The organism is Paraburkholderia strydomiana, from assembly GCF_046030495.1.
In the GTDB taxonomy this organism is placed as follows: Bacteria; Pseudomonadota; Gammaproteobacteria; order Burkholderiales; family Burkholderiaceae; genus Paraburkholderia; species Paraburkholderia strydomiana_A.
On the sequence record NZ_JAQQCJ010000006.1, the window covers coordinates 126,991 to 142,963 of the forward strand.

Here is a 15,973-nt window from a genome sequence, read left to right on the forward strand (position 1 = left end):
CGCGTCGAATGTGTGATCGTGCGAACCATCATAGCCGCTTGCGTGGACCGGTCCAAGCGGGATTGATCGCGGCGGTAGGCGCGGCGCTGTCGGGCTGCGCCGGCCCGCTGTCGACGCTCGCGCCGTCCGGACCCGCGGCGGCGTCGATTGCCGGGCTGTGGTGGACCATGCTGGCGGGCTCGGCCGTGCTGTTCGCGCTGGTGCTCGTGCTGTTCGCGCTGGTGATGCGGCGCCCGGGCTGGGGCTCGCAGGTGTCGCCCGCGCGCTGGATCGTGCTGGGCGGCCTCGTGCTGCCCGCCGTGATCCTGATCCCGCTGGTCTGTTATGCGCTCCTTGCCGGTGAACGGCTGCTGCCGCTGCCGGGCCATGCGCCCGCACGCGTCGACGCGATCGGCAAGCAATGGAACTGGACCTTCCGCTATCCGGACCAGGGTGGGGTGGAAACCCATGACGTGCTGCACCTGCCCGCCGGCACGCCGGTCGATATCGTCGTCACGAGCGAGGACGTCGTGCATTCGTTCTGGATTCCGCGCTTCGCCGGCAAGATCGACGCGATACCCGGGCACGCCACGCGTCTGCGCGTGCAGGCCGATCAGCCCGGTCAGTACGAAGGGCAATGCAACCAGTTCTGCGGGCTGGGACATGCAGGGATGCACTTCACGGTGATCGTCGATCGTCCGGAAGACTTTGCCGCCGCCGTCAAGCAGGCGGCCGCCAACGGGGAGATAAAGAAATGAGTGTGCCCGTCGAGCCGCCGTCACAGGGCATGAACGCGTTGCGGCTGCATCGCCAGCTCGCCGCGATCTGGGCCACCGGACCCGGCGTGCAGCGCCTCGCCGCCGTGAACCATACGGTCCTCGGCATGCGCATGATGATCACGTCGTTCCTGTTCTTTGCGATCGCGGGCGTGCTCGGCATGCTCACGCGCGTACAGCTCGCGACGCCGCACGCGGCCTTCATGGACGCCGAGACCTATAACCAGGTCTTCACGATGCACGGCTCGATGATGCTGTTCCTGTTCGCGATTCCGATGGTGGAAAGCTTCGCGGTCTACCTCACGCCGAAAATTCTCGGCACACGCGACTTCGCCTTTCCGCGCCTGACCGCGTACGGCTACTGGTGCTATCTGTTCGGCGGCACGATCCTGACGGTCTCGCTGATCATGCGCGCCGCGCCCGACGGCGGCTGGTTCATGTACACGCCGCTCAGCTCGAACGTCTACACGCCGGGCATCAACGCCGACGTGTGGCTGCTCGGCATCACCTTCGTGGAAATCTCCGCGCTCTCGCTCGCGATGGAGATCGTCGTGTCGATTCTGAAGATGCGCGCGCCCGGCATGTCGCTCGACCGCATGCCGATTTTCGCGTGGTACATCCTCGTCACCGCGATGATGATGATCGTCGCCTTTCCGCCGCTGATCCTCGGCTCGATCCTGCTCGAAGTGGAGCGCGCCTTCGGCCTGCCCTTCTTCGATCCACGGCGCGGCGGCGATCCGCTGCTGTGGCAGCACCTGTTCTGGCTGTTCGGCCACCCGGACGTGTACATCATCTTCCTGCCGATGGCGGGCGTGCTGTCGACCATCATCCCCGTGTTCGCGCGGCGGCCGCTGGTCGGCTACCGGGCCATCGTCGTCGCGATCATCGCGCTCGCTTTCCTGAGCTTCGGCATCTGGGTCCATCACATGTTCACGGTGGGCATTCCGCATCTGGCGCTCGCGTTCTTCTCGGCCGGCTCGGCGATCGTCGCTGTGCCGACCGCGATCCAGTTCTTCGCGTGGCTCGCGACGCTCTCGCACGGACGCCCGCGCTGGGACGTGCCGATGCTGTACGTGTTCGGCTTCTTCTTCGTGTTCACGGCGGGCGGGCTGACCGGCGTGATGCTCGCGATGGTGCCGTTCGACTGGCAGGCGCACGACACTTACTTCGTCGTCGCGCACATGCACTACGTGGTGGCCGGCGCGCTCGCGTTTCCGATGCTCGCGGCGTTCTACTACTGGCTGCCGTTGCTGACCGGGCGCACCGCCGTGCACAAGCTGTCGCTGCCGGCGTTCTGGCTGGTGTTCATCGGCTTCAACATGACGTTCTTCATGATGCACCTGACCGGCCTGCTCGGCATGCCGCGGCGCATCTTCACCTATCGCGGCGACGAGGGGTGGAACTGGCTCAATCTGCTGTCGTCGGTGGGCAGCTTCGTGATGACGATCGGCTTCGCGCTGGTGGTGATCGACATCATCGTGCAGGTGCGCTACGGCCGGCGCGTGCGGCGCAATCCGTGGGATTCGACCACGCTCGAATGGGCGATGCCGATTCCGCCCGCGCCGTACGCGTTCGCGTCGATCCCGCGGGTGGGCACGGAAACGGAGGGCGTCGCGCCGGGCAAACTGGCGGCGCTGCTCGCGCGCGGCGACGGCTATCTCGGCTTCACGCGCAACGGCTGGCAGGAAACGCTCGGTGTGCACATGACTTCCGGCGAGCCCGAACAACTGATCGTGCTGCCGCGCGCGACCTATCTGCCGCTCGTCACTGCCACCGTGACCTGCGCGGCGGTGCTGGCGATGCTGTTCGGCTTCTATCTGCTGTCGCTGACCTTTGCGTTCGTGACCTTCGGTCTCTTCATCTACGCGGGCCAGAGCGCCGGTCACGCGCGCGATTACGGACCGCTGCCGGTGGGCCGTGGCGTCAGCGTGCCGCCGCATACCGAAGTGGCCGGCGCGCCGGCGTGGCTCGCGCTGATCTGCACGCTGGTCGCGAACGGCACGCTGTTCACGTCGCTCGTATTCGGCACGTTCTATCTGTGGATCGCCGCGCCGAACTGGCCGGCCGCGGTGACGCCCGAGCCGAGCCGCCTGTTCGCGCTCGTGAGCGTCGTCGCGCTGGCCGTCGCGGCGGTCGCGGCACGCGGGTCGCTGCGCGCGGCCGCCGCGGACCGTCACGCGCATCGCTGGATCAGCGTGGCCGCGCTGGCACTGGTCATCGCGATTGCCGCCGATGTCGCGCTGATCGCCGGCGTCATGCCGCATCCGCGTGAGCACGCGCTCGGCGCAACGGCGGCAGCGTTGCTGACGTACGTCGGCATTCATGCGGGCATCGGGCTGCTGTTTCTGATCAGCAATGTACTGCGCATCGGCGCCGGCTTCGTCTCCCCGCGACGGCTCACGGACCTGCGGCTCACGCGCTTGTGGCTCGACTACACGCTGACGACGGGCATCATTGCGCTGGTCCTCGTGCTCGCGCTGCCCTCGCTGGTCGCGATGCTGGGAGCACGGCCATGAGCGCGCGGCCGCTTGCGCCACGGCGTCTGTGGTGGCTCGCCGTGGGCTTCACCATCTGGTGCGTTGCGCTCGTGATCCTGTATGCGCTGCACGCGATCGGCTGCGCGTTCGGCTGGCCGACCGGGCCGCTGCGTGTGAGCCTTGCGATCGTGTTGCTGCTGCATCTGGTCGCGATCGGCTGGCTATGGCGCTATCGTGCGGCGGCCATTCGCGATCCGGGTCCGGAGCCCATCAGTACGTTCATGCATACCGTCGTCATCTGGACTTTGATCGCGGCGCTGGTTGCCACGGTTATTACGTTTGGGCCCGCGCTCCTGCTGACTACTTGCCTATGAGCGCGACCGACAAGCAGCGACGCTTGAGGTACCAGACGACGCAATAGCTCGCGCACTGGCCGGCGCGCCGGTTGGCGCTTCGGTCGGCACGCTCCCCGCTTCATAGCCGCCATGCCGGCATGTCTGAATGCTCTAATAGAGAGGGATTTCATGCAGTATCGCGATCTTGTGCGCAAGGCCATCTGGTCCGCCGTCTATCTGCTGTTCATTCTTGCTCCGCTGTTCGCGCTGCTCGCGGGCAACCTGCCGCCAGCCCGCAATTTCGCCACCGAGTTTTCCGTCGCGCTCGGCTATTCCGGCCTCGCGATGATGGGGCTGCAATTCGGTCTCACCGCGCGCTTTCGCCATGTGACCGAGCCGTGGGGCGAGGACGTCATCTATCACTTCCACCGGCGCATTTCGCTGATGGCGGTCGGCCTCGTCGTCGCGCATCCGCTGATTCTGATCGCGATCCGCTCGCCGCAGCTCGCGCTGCCCGATTCGATCTGGGACATTCCGTGGGGCGCGCGCTTCGCGGTGTTGTCGATCGGCTCATTGATTCTGCTCGTGATCATGGCGCTGTGGCGCAAACAGTTGAAGCTGCGCTACGAACTCTGGCATCTGTCGCATATCGTGCTCGCGCTGGTCGCGATTGCCGCCGGCATGCTGCATATGGTGGGCTGGGGCTTTTATCTGGTCGACCCGCTCAAGCGCACGTTGTGGATCGGCATGACGATCTTCTGGATCGGCTTGCTGTTTTACGTGCGTCTGTTCAAGCCGCTGTTCATGCTGCGGCGTCCCTATCGCGTCACCGAGGTGCGCGCGGAACACGGCGACACCACGACGCTCGTGATGCAGCCCGAGGGGCACGCGGGCTTTCGCTTCAAGCCGGGCCAGTTCGGCTGGCTGACGTTGTGGGCGAGCCCGTTTCGCATCACCGGGCATCCGTTTTCGTTTTCATCGAGCGCGGAAGCCGCGGACGGCCGTGTCGAAATGACGATCCGCAACCTCGGCGATTTCACGAGCGCCGTGAGAACGGTGACGGCCGGACAGCGCGTCTATCTGGACGGACCGTATGGCGCTTTCACGATCGGCCATCCGACCGACATGCACGTGCTGATCGCGGGCGGCATCGGCATCACGCCGATGATGAGCATGATCCGCACGCTCGCCGATCGCGGCGACCAGCGCCCGCTGGTCCTTTTGTACGGCAGCAAGAACTGGGAGTCGATGACCTTCCGCGAGGAGCTGGAGGCGCTGAAAACGCGGCTCGATCTGAAGGTCGTGTATGTGCTGTCGGACCCGCCCGAAGGCTGGAGCGGCGAAAGCGGACGCATCAACGCCGAACTGTTCAGGCGTCATCTGCCGCCCGAGTACGCCGAACACGAGTACTTCATCTGCGGGCCCGACGTGATGATGGATGCGATCGAAACCGCGCTGGGCGAGATGAAAGTGCCGCTCGTGCGCTACCATTCCGAGCGGTATAGCTTCGTCTAGCTGAGGAGAGTTGCGATGCGCCGATTGTTAGCTGATCGACTGGCCGTTGCCACGGGGGTGATCGTGGTGGCACTGTCGCTGGTGTTTGCGTTGTTGCGGGTGAGTTCGGGGCATTAGCGGGTGAGGTTGGGGGCGCGTCTGGTTGGGCGTTGCAAGATACCTCGAGGTTATCGGGTATGCGGCCCCGCTCCGGCATACCCCCTGGATAGCGGGCTCAACGCGCGCTGGCGGCGCGCATTTCCCGGTACTCCCGCCGCACGATGTCCATGAGCTCCGACACGGAAGTCAGCGCACTCTTTTGCTCGTAGGTCACGCGGCCTCGCTGCATCAGCATGATGCGATCGGCGATATCGAGCGTCTGCGCATAGTTGTGCATGATCATGATGATGGACAGGCCGCCCTTTTCCTTCAGCCGCATCAGGAGATCGATGATGAGCCCCGCCTCGCGTGCGCCCATTGCGGCGAGCGGCTCGTCGAGCAGGAGAATCTTCGCATTGGAATGCACGGCGCGCGCCACGGCGATGGCTTGACGCTGCCCGCCCGAGAGGCGCTCCACGGGCAAATCCACCGACGACACGTGCACGCCGATATCGTCGAGACATTGCGCCGCACGCTCGCGCATCTGTTTGTGGTCGAGCAGCCTGAACGGTCCGCGCCGCACGATCTCGCGGTTCAGGAACATGTTGTGGTAAATGCTCAGCGAATTGGCGAGCGCGAGATCCTGATACACGCATTCGATGCCGAGCGAACGCGCATGATCGACCGAGCGCAGCAGCGTCTCGTGGCCGTCGATATGGAGCGTGCCGCCCGTCGGCTGATGAAAGCCCGTGAGAATCTTGACGAGCGTGGACTTGCCCGCGCCATTGTCGCCGAGTATGCCGAGAATCTCGCCCTTGCCGAGCGTGAACGAGACGCCGTCGAGCGCGGTCACCGCGCCGAAACGTTTGACGAGGCTCTCGCCGCGCAGCGCGAGCGGCGCAGCGGGCGCGGCATTCGCGACTGAGGAGGAGGCTTGTGATGGGTCCATCAGCGCCCTCCCTTACGGCGAATACGCCCGACGTGGATATTGAAGATCATCGCCGCCAGGATCGCGGCGCCGAGAATGATGTTGAACGTGAACGCGTTGATGCCGATGAGCGTGAAGCCGTCGTTGAGAATGCCGAGCACCGCCGCGCCGATCAAGCCGCCCACGATGGTGCCCGACCCGCCCGTGAGCGGCGTGCCGCCGATCACGGCGGCGGCCACGGCAAGGAACATGATCTGGTTGCCGCCCGCCTGCGGATCGATCGAGGTAATGCGAAAGGCTTCGAGGATGCCGGTGAAGCCCGCCAGCACCGCCGCGAGGATAAAATTGCCGAGGCGCAGCCGGTTCACCTGAATGCCGGCCTCGCTCGCGCCGATTGGATTCGCGCCCGCGGCCTGTGTATGCAGGCCCCAGCGGGTATGCCGCAAAAGCACGTGCATCGCGAAAGCGATCGCCACGGTCCAGATGATCTCGCTGTAACCCCACGCACCCATGAACCCCGAGAACGTAGGCGATCCTGGAGCAGGCGCGGGCGTGCCGCGCGAGATGGTGAGCGTGATGCCGTTGATGAGAAAGAGCGTACCGAGCGTGGTGACGAACGAGGGCAGCCGCAGCCACACCGTCACGGCGCCGTTCACGAAGCCGACGATCGCCGCGGCCACGAGCCCCGCGATCACGGCGAGCCACATGGGCGCGCCTGCGTCGTTCGCAAACACCATCATGAACGGCGCGAATGCGAACACCATGCCCGCCGAGAGATCGATGTCGCCGCCAATCATCAACATGATTTCGCCGAACGCGATGATCGCCACCGGCGCGATGAACTGCGACAGGTTGACGAGGCTCGCGTTGGTGAGCAGGAAATCGTGATTAGCGAATTCAAAGTAGGCAGCCAGCAGCACCGCCACGAGCAGGATACGCAGCTCGGCCGACCAGTGTGACGCAAATGAAACCCCCGCGCGCCGGGGCGCGCGGGCCGCTTCGATCTTGCTGGTTTCGTTCACTGTGTCCATCACGACCTGATTGCGCCGCTCATCGGAACGATTTGCGGCTTGGTGGTCTTGCCTTCATAGCGCGTCGAGGTATTCAGGTAGGGCTCGACGGTCTCCTTAGTCACGAATTTCAAGCCGGTATTGATGTCGGCCGGCCCGACCAGCCCGCCCGAGGAGAGGAACACGAACGCCTCCATCACCGTATAGAAACCCTGCACGTAGGGCTGCTGATCGATCGTGAAGTCGAGGAAGCCTTCGTGGATAAGCTGGATCGTGGTCGGCAGCAGGTCGAAGCCTCCACCGTGCACACCCTTCGAAGGAAGGTTCGATTCCTTCATCACCTGCGCGACGCCCTGCGTGCTGCCCGCATCGACGGCGAACATGCCCTTCAGGTCCTGATGGCCCAGATAGAACGACTTGATTTTTGAAAGCTCCTCGTTGACGGTCGCGCCCGTCGCCACCGTCTGGATGTCGATCTTCTTGCCCGACTTCTTGATGGCGTCGCTCGCACCGTCCAGGCGCGGCTGGATATTGAGCTGCCCCGGCGTCGCGATGAAAAGCGCGACCATGCCGCTGTCGATGAGGCTCACGATGCGCTCGCCCATCTGATAGCCGGAGAGATACAGGTCCTGGCCGATATAGGCGAGTCGCGGGTTCTTCTTGCCGCGCGGCGCGTCCGCGTTATAGGCGAACACCGGAATGCCGGCGTCGAGCGCGGCCTGGATCGGCTTGTCGAAGGCGCCCGGATCGACGATCGGCACGGCAATGGCGTCGGCCTTCGCGGCAATGGCCGAGTTCACGGCGCGGACCATCTCGCCCGCGTCCGAAGTGGCCGAGCCGGTCCACTGATAATCCATGCTGAGCAGCGAGCAGGCATCCTGAATGCCGTACTGGGTGGGTACGAAGAACGGGTTCGTGGTGACGTGATTGACGAACACGATCCTCCACTTTTTGTGGGCGGGAAAAGCCGCCTCCGCCGCCTGCGCGGTGCCGACCAGCCCGCCCGCGCCGCCTAGCGCGCCCATCAGCGAAAGCGCCGCGCCTAATCCCGTACCCTGCATCAGCCCGCGCCGCGCTGCGCTGAAACCGTTGCGCCGCTGTTCCTCGTCGTCATCCCGTTGCTGTGCCATGTCGTCCTCCGGTTCTCTTCTTCGTTCGTTGATGTGCTCGACTTCGAGTCGATCGCGTGCAGATGCTGGACGGCACCGGAGTGCGCTGGGCAGCGCGGGACTGAGGCGTGAAGATGTGCAACCCCGATTCGAAAGCGCTCGATACGCGCCGTGCGGTACCGAAAAAATGGTAGTGCAGCGCGGTTGTACCTCCTAATCCATGTATACCCCTAACTAGTCCGACTATTGGGATGCCCGGTGAGCGGACCGCGAGGCCTGGAAATCGACAGAGCCGTTAGGGGCGTCTCAAAGTCGAGGAATCAGTCGCGCAAAGATTGCTTCGCCGACGTTGCGCAGTCGGCCGCAGTAAGGGTTCCGAAATTTTTATCAGCGCGCCTCGCGCCCGGCAAAAGGACATTCAGCGGACGTTCCACGAAGCCGGGCTGGCCGTGCAGGTATCGGAAGGCCAGGAAAGAATGGGGTGTGGGAGCACTGCTTCGGGAAGGGGAACTGCGTCTGTTTCTGTCAAGCTCAGATAGTGGACATCAGGCTGGGCAGCGGCATGTGATTGACCTCGCCGCGATGACACAACTCATCGCTCAATTCCCCTGCGCCATCAATGCCCTGAAAAGCACCTGGTGATCGAACGGCTTCTGACAGCGCGGGTAATGACGATACGGCTGAGCGACCGCGTCGGCGCCATATCCCGTGGCAAACACGAACCGGATATGGCGCGACGCGAGCGCGTCCGCCACCGCATACGACTTCTCACCGTTCAGGTCGACGTCGAGGATCGCGGCGTCGATGTGCTCCTTGCCTTCTTCGATCAGCATGACCGCTTCCTGCGCGCGGGAGATCGGGCCGACGACGCTCGCCCCCGCCTCCTCAAGCAGGCTGGAAAGGGCGAGCGCCACCAGGTAGTCGTCTTCGACCACCATCACCCTTTGATCCTGCAGCTGTCTTTCCGAGCGGGGCATCTGCCGCCTTTCCTATGAAGAAGTGCTGTCGTGCGAACGGACCGACGGCAACGGTATCTCGATGTGGCACGTCACGCCGTCCGTCTTGAAAACGAGTTCGGTATTCGCATGAAGCGTGAACTTCAATGCCTTTTCGATCAGTTGCCGGCCGAAGCCGGTTTTGGACGCATCCGGCGGTGTTCGCAAGCCGCTTTCGATCCAGTCGATCACGAGTGCGCCGCCTCCCGCCGCTGCGGGCCGAACATCCCAGTTCAACGCGAGCCGCGCCTCCCCGTCCTTCAGTGCGCCGTACTTGATCGCATTCGTTGCCAGTTCGTGCAGCACGAGCGCTATCGTTTGTACGCTGCGAAACGATAGCGGCACGGCCGGGCCGCTTACGGTAAGCCGGTCACCGTCTGTCACGCCGAGTGCATCGAATTCCAGCCGCACGATGTCGTTGAGGTCGATCAGATTTCCATTCGCTTCACCGATGAGCCCCTGCAGGCGCCCAAGCGCCGCCAGACGGGTCGCGAACGTTTCGAGGGCGGGATCGTCCGCGAGCGTCTGCTGCGCGATCGACTGGATGACGGCCAGCAGGTTGCGCGTACGGTGCTGCAATTCCGCAATGAGCACGTCCTGCCTTTCCTCAGCATGCACCATGCCTGTCACGTCGACAAACGCGACGACCACGCCGTCCGTTGTCCGGTCGCCATTGCGGTAAGGCGCGAGGCGCACCAGAAAATGGGTCTGACCGTTGTTGGCGCTGACGTGCCGTTCGCGCGGCTCATCGGTGCGGAAGACGGTCGCGATGTCGTCCTCGAGTCCGGCCAGTTCCAGACGGCTTGCGAGTTCCGTGATGGGACGTCCGCGGTCGCCAGGCCGAATGTGAAAAATGCCGCTCATGGCGGGCGTAAACGAACGGATCACGAGGTTGCGATCGAGAAACACGGTCGCGACCGAAGTGCTCTCGAACAGGTTTTGCAGATCGGTATTCGCGCGATCTAACGAATCGATCTTGCCGTTCAGTTCCAGATTGACGGTATGCAACTCCTCGTTCAATGAAACGAGTTCCTCTTTCGACGCCTCCAGCTCCTCGTTCGACGATTGCAGTTCCTCGTTGACCGACACCAGTTCCTCGTTCGACGACTTGAGTTCCTCGAGTGCCGTTTCGTACTCTTCGATCATCGACTGCAAACGCTCGCGGGTATCGCGCAGTTCTTTCTCGGCCTGGGCCGCGGTTCCGTCGTACGTGGTCTGGGCGCGCAGGAACGCCTCCTCGCGCGTCAAACCCGGCCCATGGTCGGCGAAGACGACGAGATACATGCGCTCGTTTTGCGTGTGTTCGGCCAACGGCTCGACGCTCAGACTGACGACCTGCACCCGCCCGTCCTCGCCCTCGACGACTACGCCATCGCGTGTCACCAGGCGTCCCGACTCCACCGCCTCCCGGAAGACCGCGCGCAGGTCGAGGCTGAGTCCCTTGCGCGCCATCGAAAACAGCTGCCGCGACGGGGCGCCCGGTGCGGCCTCCAGATATTTGCCCGTGCGGCCCGAGTAGTAGACGACATCGCCGTCACGCGTGGCAAGCACGTGCGGGGGGGTGAAGCGCTCCAGCATGTGGGTATCGACCGCATGGCGAAGCGCGGCGCCGCCAAGGGGCGGCCGGCTGGGCGAGAACGCCGCCAGATTGCCGATGCGCAGCGACGACACCGCGAGCGGCAGACGGATTTGCGGCGCAACGTCCGCCCGGCGACGGAAGATCCGGTGCTTCTTCTCGATCGGGACGAAAAGCTCGTCGAACTGGCTGACGTGCTCCGACGTGCCGAGAAACAGGTAACCGTCCGGACGCAGCGCATAGTGAAACGTCGGGATGACCTGATTCTGAACGTCGGTCCCGAAGTAGATCAGAAGGTTGCGACACGACACGAGGTCGATGCGGGAATAAGGCGGGTCGCGAATGACGCTGTGCGGCGAAAAGATGCAGAGGTCACGGACCTCTTTGGCCACCACGTAACTGCCGCCATCGGGAACGAAAAACCGCCGGCGGCGCTCATCCGACACCCCGTCGAGTAACGGCAGCGGATAACGGGCCGCGCGCGCGACGGCGAGCGCGCCGTCATCGATATCGGTCGCGAAAATCTGGACGCGGGGCGCGTCGGTGCGGCCGTTGATCCGCTCGCGCATCAGGATGGCGAGCGAATAGACCTCTTCGCCCGTCGCGCAGCCCGGCACCCACACCCGCACGGTATGGTCGGCGCCGTGTCCATCCAGTAGTTTCGGAATGACGATATTCGCGAGACTTTCGAAGGCGTGCTCATCGCGAAAGAAGCTGGTGACGTTGATCAGCAGATCGCGAAACAGCGCCGTGACCTCTTGCGGATCCGCGGATAGCCGCGCCACGTAAGCTTCAGGGGTCTGGATCTCGAGAACCTGCATGCGACGCTGCACGCGGCGCAGAAAAGTCTTGATCTTGTAGCCGCTGAAGTCATGTCCGACCTGGCTGCGCAAAACGGCATAGATGGCTTCGCGCGCCTCGTCGAACCCGGCTGCTTCAGGCTGTGCGGTGGCCTCTCCGGCAAGCCCATCGAGCATGAACGCGCCGGCGGCAAAGCGGACGAGCTTCGCCCCCATCTGCTCGACCGGCACCGCGAAATCCACGAGACCGGTTGAGATTGCACTGTCGGGCATGTCCGCATGATGCGGGCCGAAGCCGTCGGTGGCCTGCGCGAGCGTCAGGCCGCCGCACTCCTTGATGGCCTTGATGCCGAGCGTGCCGTCGGAATCCGCGCCGGAAAGAATGACGCCGGCGGAGAACTCGCCGACGTCCGCTGCAAGGGCGCTCAGGAACACGTCGATCGGCCTGCGTTCCCGGCGGTGCTTGTCCTGGATCTGAACCCGAAGCGTCCGGTTCTCGATACTCAGCACGGCATCCGTCGGCAACAGATACACACAGTCAGTCTCGATTTGCATGCCGTCGGTAATGATGCGCACAGGCATCGTGGTGAAACGCGCGACGATCTCCGGCAGCAGGCTTTCGCGGTCCGGGCTCAGGTGAGTCACGATTACGCACGCGAGACCGGGCTTTGCCGGCATGCCGCGGAAAAAGCCCTCCAGTGCCTCGACAGCCCCGGCCGACGCACCCACGCCCACGACCGGAAATTCATTGCCTGACATCACGGCTTCTCCCGCATTGCCGCGCGAGCGTGTCCGTCTGCACGTCCTTTGGGCGGCGACGTCGAACTGGCGCCGACACCGTCCGGGGCGGCACGATGCGCGGCCTGCTCTTCGAGCAGGCGCAGCCCCGCGCGGACGACCTCGCTGGCCGTGCCGTAACGGCCTTTAGCGATCTCGGATTTGACGAACGAAGCGAGATGCTCCGTCAGGCTGACGCTGATTGCGTATTTAGCCGGCATGGGTGTCTCGGAACCAAGGGGGTAATACCTAATGTTACCCCTTGCATGAATGCGATGGCGCAACATTCCAATGGGAGTTCCGAGGTCAATCGCTGCACGAGGGCCGACTGCGTTTTATCGCTGTGCTATCCAACTGGCGATCATTGACCTCCGTTCGATGGAAGCGTCACGAATGAGGCGGAAAGAGCTCGACTTCGCCCTCGATCTCAACCGGGATGTCGAAGGGAAGCTCGGCCATTCCCACCGCGCTGCGCGCGTGAGCGCCGCGCTCCGAGCCGAAGACGTCGAGCATGAGTTCTGTGAAGCCGTTGACGACCGCGGGCTGCCGGTTGAACCCCGGTGCCGAGTTGACCATGGCGAACACTTTCGTCCAGCAGGCGATGCGCTCCAGGCTGCCGAGTTCGCGCGTGAGGCTCCCGAGGATGGCCAGTCCTGTGAGACGGGCAGCCGCAAACGCCTGCTCCTGGGTGACCTCGCTCCCCACCTTGCCGAGAGGCTCGGCGAGCGAACCGTCGGCGTTAGTGGGTCCGTGACCGGAGATAAGCGCCCTGTTGCCCACCACCCGTACCCAGGGGAATGGAAGCGCGACACCTGGCGGAAGCCGCAAGGGTTCGGGTATGACGTAGCCGAGTGCGTGCAGGCGATCTTCGATGGTCGACATCTTTGGACTCCGGGTAAAGGCCTAAGGGTTCGGTGGCCGCGCCGCTACTCCGTTTCGCTGTCGTCAGTGTCTGCATTGGCGCCCGCCGTTTCCTGATTCATGGCGGCGGCCGCCAGTGTCGTGGCGAGTTCCGGATGCGCTTCTTTCCGCTCGCTGTAGCGGTCGGTCAGGTAGTCCGAGCGGTCACGCACCAACAGCGTGAACTTGACCAGTTCTTCCATCACGTCGACGACGCGATCGTAATAGGCCGACGGCTTCATCCGGCCACTTTCGTCGAACTCCTGATACGCCTTCGCCACCGAAGACTGATTCGGGATGGTCACCATCCGCATCCATCGGCCGAGAATGCGTAGCGCGTTCACCGCGTTAAACGATTGCGATCCACCACACACCTGCATCACCGCGAGCGTGCGGCCTTGCGTGGGCCGAACACCGCCGCTTTCGAGCGGTAGCCAATCGATCTGGTTCTTGAATACTGCCGTCAACGTTCCGTGACGCTCCGGGCTGCACCATACGTGCCCTTCCGACCACTCCGAGAGTTTGCGCAGCTCGACCACCTTCGGATGATCGGCCGGCACGCTATCCACGAGCGGCAAGCCATGCGGATCGAAGACACGTGTTTGCGCGCCGAGATGGCGCAGGATGCGTTCGGCTTCGAGCGTGAGAAGCCGGCTGTACGACGTAGGGCGCAACGAGCCATAGAGCAGCAGAATCCGCGGAGCGTGTGAAGACGCCGTACGCGGTTCGAGCTTCTGCAGATCCGGTGTGTCGAGGTGTGGAGTGCTGACGTTGGGAATGTCCTGCGTCATTAGAGAATCCTCCTTCCTTCGCTATCGACGACCTGCTCGCCGTCCTCCTTCGTGAACGCGCCCTTCTGCCCGGCGGGCAGAATATCGAGCACGACCTCGGAGGGCCGGCACAGACGCACGCCACGCGGCGTGACAACGAACGGGCGGTTGATGAGGATCGGGTATTGCACCATGGCATCGAGCAACTGCTCATCGCTCAGGGAGGGATCGCCCAGACCGAGGTCAAGGTACGGGGTGCCCTTTTCACGCAGCGCGGCGCGCACTGTGAGGCCGGCACGGGCGATCAGATCCTGTAGTGTGCCCCGCTCCGGCGGCGTTTTGAGGTATTCGATAACCTCCGGCTCGATACCGGCATTGCGGATCAAGGCCAACGTGTTGCGCGACGTGCCGCAATCCGGGTTGTGATAGATCGTGACGCTCATATCCTTTGTCCTCTAACGCTGTGTTCTGGCTTCGTACCAGTGCTGCGAGCGGTTGACGACGCCGACCACGAACAGCATCACCGGCACTTCGATCAGCACGCCGACCACCGTGGCCAGCGCCGCGCCTGAATGGAAGCCGAACAGGCTGATTGCGGTAGCGACCGCGAGTTCGAAAAAATTGCTCGCACCGATCAGACTGGATGGCCCCGCGACACAATGCGCGACACCGAGCCTGCGATTCAACAGGTACGCGAGGCCGGAATTGAAGAACACCTGAATCAGGATCGGTACCGCGAGCATGACGATGACGAGGGGCTGCCCGACAATCGCCTGTCCCTGAAAGGCAAAGAGCAGCACGAGCGTTGCGAGCAGCGCACTGATCGAATAAGCGCCGAGCCGTGAGACCACCCTGTGAAAATGTGCGTCACCCTTCGCCATCAGCATTCGCCGCAGCAGTTGCGCGAGCACGACCGGAATGACGATGTACAAGCCCACCGAGATAATCAACGTGTCCCACGGCACGCTGATAGCCGACAGGCCGAGTAGCAGCGCGACGAGCGGCGCGAAAGCGACGATCATGATGGAGTCGTTCAGCGCGACTTGCGACAGCGTGAAGTACGGATCGCCTTTGCAGAGCTGCGACCAGACGAACACCATCGCCGTGCAGGGGGCGGCGGCCAGCAGGATCAGGCCGGCGATATAGCTGTCCAGTTGATCGGCGGGAAGCCACGGCGCGAAAATATGGCGGATGAAGATCCAGCCGAGCAAGGCCATCGAAAACGGTTTGACGAACCAGTTCACGAACAGCGTGACACCAATGCCGCGCCACTGGCGCTTGACCTCGCTCATGGCGGCGAAGTCGATCTTGATCAGCATCGGGATGATCATTACCCAGATCAGCAGGCCGACAGGGAGATTGACCTGCGCCACTTCCATGCGACTGATCGCCTGAAAGAGCCGGGGAAGCACCTGCCCGAGCAGGATGCCTCCCACGATGCAAAGTGCCACCCAAAGCGTCAGGTAGCGCTCAAAAAAACCCATCACCGCACGTGTGCCGCCGCGGGCCGTCTCAATGCTGCTCATCGCATTCCTCTGCGGATCTCATAGCGGCGCATGTTCGCCAAGGTTTTCAGTTGTGGAGTGGCAGGGCGTCTGCTTCATCGGATAGTTCCACTGCAATCGGCGAGGTTGCTCGCGGCACATGTCGCGCCGCTGCAGCAGTTCTCCGTCAGGAAACCAATCAGCCCTGTCATCGCATCGAAATTAGCTGTGTAGATGACGAATCGTCCGTCCTGACGCGGCTTCACCAGGTCCGCGTGCGACAGATCCTTCAGGTGGAACGACAAGCTCGAGGGGGAAAGCCCGACCTGCTGCGCGATCTCGCCAGCAGCCATCCCATCCGGACCGGCAACGACCAGCAAACGGAAAATCGCGAGCCGCGATTCATGGGCGAGCGCGCCTAGCGCGCGTACAACGAGATTCGAGTCCATGGGCGCTACGATAGC

The 15,973-nt window shown here is 63.6% G+C and carries 15 protein-coding genes; 4 read left to right on the forward strand and 11 right to left on the reverse strand.

What is annotated here, in order from left to right:
- The first annotated feature begins 38 nt into the window (after nucleotides 1-38).
- From coxB to PQQ53_RS10500, 4 genes are all read left to right on the forward strand, one after another.
- A complete protein-coding gene (gene coxB, locus PQQ53_RS10485) occupies nucleotides 39-737 on the forward strand; it encodes a cytochrome c oxidase subunit II (protein ID WP_408142604.1) in 699 nt (232 codons plus the stop codon).
- Nucleotides 734-3,271: a cytochrome c oxidase subunit I gene (gene ctaD, locus PQQ53_RS10490; protein WP_408323990.1), complete on the forward strand. Its 2,538-nt coding sequence runs from the start codon at nucleotides 734-736 to the stop codon at nucleotides 3,269-3,271. The genes coxB and ctaD overlap by 4 nt, the downstream gene beginning before the upstream one ends.
- Nucleotides 3,268-3,606 (forward strand): hypothetical protein, encoded by a 339-nt coding sequence (locus tag PQQ53_RS10495; RefSeq protein ID WP_408142608.1) that lies wholly within the window; start codon nucleotides 3,268-3,270, stop codon nucleotides 3,604-3,606. The genes ctaD and PQQ53_RS10495 overlap by 4 nt, the downstream gene beginning before the upstream one ends.
- 150 nt (nucleotides 3,607-3,756) lie before the next feature.
- Nucleotides 3,757-5,082, forward strand: coding sequence for a ferredoxin reductase family protein (locus PQQ53_RS10500; protein ID WP_408323992.1), 1,326 nt, complete (start codon nucleotides 3,757-3,759; stop codon nucleotides 5,080-5,082).
- Nucleotides 5,083-5,296: 214 nt separating this feature from the next.
- Here the strand turns inward: PQQ53_RS10500 and PQQ53_RS10505 are convergent, their stop codons facing one another.
- The 11 genes from PQQ53_RS10505 to PQQ53_RS10555 all read right to left on the reverse strand — a co-directional run bounded on the left by PQQ53_RS10505 (nucleotide 5,297) and on the right by PQQ53_RS10555 (nucleotide 15,958).
- Nucleotides 5,297-6,109, reverse strand: a complete 813-nt coding sequence (locus tag PQQ53_RS10505; RefSeq protein WP_408153075.1) for an ATP-binding cassette domain-containing protein — start codon at nucleotides 6,107-6,109, stop codon at nucleotides 5,297-5,299.
- Complete coding sequence (locus tag PQQ53_RS10510) at nucleotides 6,109-7,119, reverse strand: ABC transporter permease (protein WP_408142614.1); 1,011 nt, start codon at nucleotides 7,117-7,119, stop codon at nucleotides 6,109-6,111. Before PQQ53_RS10510 ends, PQQ53_RS10505 begins: the two co-directional genes overlap by 1 nt.
- On the reverse strand, nucleotides 7,119-8,228 hold the full coding sequence (locus PQQ53_RS10515) for a sugar ABC transporter substrate-binding protein (protein WP_408142616.1): 1,110 nt from the start codon (nucleotides 8,226-8,228) through the stop codon (nucleotides 7,119-7,121). The genes PQQ53_RS10510 and PQQ53_RS10515 overlap by 1 nt, the downstream gene beginning before the upstream one ends.
- Before the next feature lie 578 nt (nucleotides 8,229-8,806).
- Nucleotides 8,807-9,184 (reverse strand): response regulator, encoded by a 378-nt coding sequence (locus tag PQQ53_RS10520; RefSeq protein ID WP_408153076.1) that lies wholly within the window; start codon nucleotides 9,182-9,184, stop codon nucleotides 8,807-8,809.
- A 12-nt stretch (nucleotides 9,185-9,196) separates the two neighbouring features.
- Nucleotides 9,197-12,337 (reverse strand): CheR family methyltransferase, encoded by a 3,141-nt coding sequence (locus PQQ53_RS10525; protein ID WP_408323994.1) that lies wholly within the window; start codon nucleotides 12,335-12,337, stop codon nucleotides 9,197-9,199.
- Complete coding sequence (locus tag PQQ53_RS10530; RefSeq protein WP_408142622.1) at nucleotides 12,337-12,576, reverse strand: type II toxin-antitoxin system ParD family antitoxin; 240 nt, start codon at nucleotides 12,574-12,576, stop codon at nucleotides 12,337-12,339. The genes PQQ53_RS10525 and PQQ53_RS10530 overlap by 1 nt, the downstream gene beginning before the upstream one ends.
- Before the next feature lie 166 nt (nucleotides 12,577-12,742).
- Nucleotides 12,743-13,237 carry a RidA family protein gene (locus tag PQQ53_RS10535; protein WP_408323996.1) on the reverse strand — a complete coding sequence of 165 codons (495 nt, stop codon included), beginning with the start codon at nucleotides 13,235-13,237 and terminating at the stop codon, nucleotides 12,743-12,745.
- A 44-nt stretch (nucleotides 13,238-13,281) separates the two neighbouring features.
- Nucleotides 13,282-14,046: an arsenical resistance protein ArsH gene (gene arsH / locus PQQ53_RS10540; RefSeq protein ID WP_408323998.1), complete on the reverse strand. Its 765-nt coding sequence runs from the start codon at nucleotides 14,044-14,046 to the stop codon at nucleotides 13,282-13,284.
- Nucleotides 14,046-14,468 (reverse strand): arsenate reductase (glutaredoxin), encoded by a 423-nt coding sequence (arsC, locus tag PQQ53_RS10545; RefSeq protein WP_408142628.1) that lies wholly within the window; start codon nucleotides 14,466-14,468, stop codon nucleotides 14,046-14,048. The genes arsH and arsC overlap by 1 nt, the downstream gene beginning before the upstream one ends.
- 12 nt (nucleotides 14,469-14,480) lie before the next feature.
- Nucleotides 14,481-15,551, reverse strand: coding sequence for an ACR3 family arsenite efflux transporter (gene arsB, locus PQQ53_RS10550; protein WP_408323999.1), 1,071 nt, complete (start codon nucleotides 15,549-15,551; stop codon nucleotides 14,481-14,483).
- Nucleotides 15,552-15,625: 74 nt separating this feature from the next.
- On the reverse strand, nucleotides 15,626-15,958 hold the full coding sequence (locus tag PQQ53_RS10555; RefSeq protein WP_408142631.1) for an ArsR/SmtB family transcription factor: 333 nt from the start codon (nucleotides 15,956-15,958) through the stop codon (nucleotides 15,626-15,628).
- Between the last annotated feature and the right edge of the window lie 15 nt (nucleotides 15,959-15,973).